Source organism: Aequoribacter sp., assembly GCF_965659035.1.
In the GTDB taxonomy this organism is placed as follows: Bacteria; Pseudomonadota; Gammaproteobacteria; order Pseudomonadales; family Halieaceae; genus Aequoribacter.
Genome location: NZ_CBFHWH010000006.1, coordinates 1 through 1,690, shown reverse-complemented (window position 1 = coordinate 1,690; position 1,690 = coordinate 1). Strand labels below are relative to the sequence as shown.

Below are 1,690 nucleotides of genomic sequence, written 5' to 3'. Positions count from 1 at the left end.
CAGTTTGAACAGCCCATCGTTGGCAAGGGAGCCTTTACAGTCACTTTATCTGACGGCACCACCAAGACAATAGGTATCACCCGCGCGCACCTCGAAGAGGACGCCGGCAAATCGCTACATGATGCCATTCCAGGCGCTTCGGGCATTGACTTGAACCGAGCCGGTACGCCTTTACTTGAAATCGTCAGCGAACCCGACATTCGTAGCGCAGAAGAAGCGGTCGCTTACCTCAAAGCACTGCATACTCTGGTCACTTACTTAGGCATTTCCGATGGCGACATGTCACAGGGTTCAATGCGCTGTGACATCAATTTATCGTTGCGCCGTCCAGGTGCGAGTGAATTTGGCACTCGCACCGAAATCAAAAACGTCAACTCGTTTCGTTTCGTAGAGCGCGCTATTCATAGTGAAATCGAGCGGCAATCGGATATCCTAGAAGACGGCGGTGTCATTATTCAAGAAACACGCCTGTACGATGCCGAACGAGATGAGACGCGCTCGATGCGCTCAAAAGAAGTCGCCAATGACTATCGCTACTTCCCCGACCCCGATTTACTGCCCGTCGTATTAAGTGATGAGACGATCGAAGCCATTCGAGCCAGTTTACCAGAGCTTCCCGATGCCAAGCGTGAGCGCTTTAAAGAACAGTACGGCTTGGGCGATTACGACGCCAGAGCTCTGTGCGATAGCCAAGCCATGGCCAATTATTTTGAAGACGCCGCCGCAGCGGGTGGTGACGCGAAACTGGCCGCCAACTGGATGTTGTCGGAACTCGCCGCACAGCTTAATGCCAACAATATCGAGTTAGAGCAAGCACCTGTGAGTGCACAGCAACTCGGCCAACTCATTGTGCGCATTAAAGACAATACGCTGTCGAGTAAAATGGCTAAGCAAGTATTTGATGCCCTGTGGCAAGGCGAAGGCGACGTCGACGCCATTATCGAGCAGCGCGGCCTGAAGCAAGTGAGCGATTCGGGCGCATTAGAGACTCTGGTCAACGAGGTAGTTGCGAATAACCCCGATCAGGTAGCGCAATATCGAGCGGCTGATGAAGGTAAGCAGAAAAAACTGTTGGGCTTTTTTGTCGGTCAAATTATGAAAGCGTCGAAAGGCCAGGCCAATCCAAAGCTGGTAAACGAACTACTTAATAAAGCGCTGAAGTGATTTCAGCGCTAGTAGCGCATAAAGCGCTCGCGATTCACTTGTTTTTGGATCTCGTTTTTTCGCAACAAAATATATACCGCGCCGGTCCCGCCGTGTTGGGGCTGAGCGCTGTGAAAAGCTTGAACGGCATCGAGCTCGCGCAACCAGTGGTTGACACACCCTTTTAAGATGGCCGCCTGCTCTTTTTCTGCCTTACGCTCACCTCTGCCGTGCACAATGATAACCGTGCGCAAACCAAGCTCCAGGGCTTGCTCGACAAACTCAAAGACGGCTTTACGCGCCTGCACCACTCGCATGCGATGCAAATCCAAGCGCGCCTCAGTGTCGTACTTGCCCTGTTTTAACTTACGATATACGCCGTTTTGAATTCCGGGGCGTTTGAAATCGAGCACAAACCAAGGATCGAGCGCCGCAATGCCCTCCTCCGTCAAAATATTCTTATCGGCTTGAGGCCCCGTAACGGCAGCTTCACGACGTCGCTCTACTGCGTCCGCCGCCAAACTAGGCCCTTTCGAACGAACCACCC

At 52.5% G+C, this 1,690-nt stretch carries 2 protein-coding genes; one reads left to right on the top strand and one right to left on the bottom strand.

Annotated features, from left to right (window positions below; translation table 11 throughout):
* A partial coding sequence (gene gatB / locus ACTF5Z_RS01935) for an Asp-tRNA(Asn)/Glu-tRNA(Gln) amidotransferase subunit GatB (RefSeq protein WP_438984297.1) occupies positions 1-1,164 on the top strand: 1,164 nt, incomplete at its 5' end.
* A gap of 8 nt (positions 1,165-1,172) precedes the next feature.
* On the opposite strand, the gene smrA is transcribed toward gatB, so the two are convergent.
* Positions 1,173-1,688, bottom strand: coding sequence for a DNA endonuclease SmrA (smrA, locus tag ACTF5Z_RS01930; protein ID WP_438984296.1), 516 nt, complete (start codon positions 1,686-1,688; stop codon positions 1,173-1,175).
* Positions 1,689-1,690 lie beyond the last annotated feature (2 nt).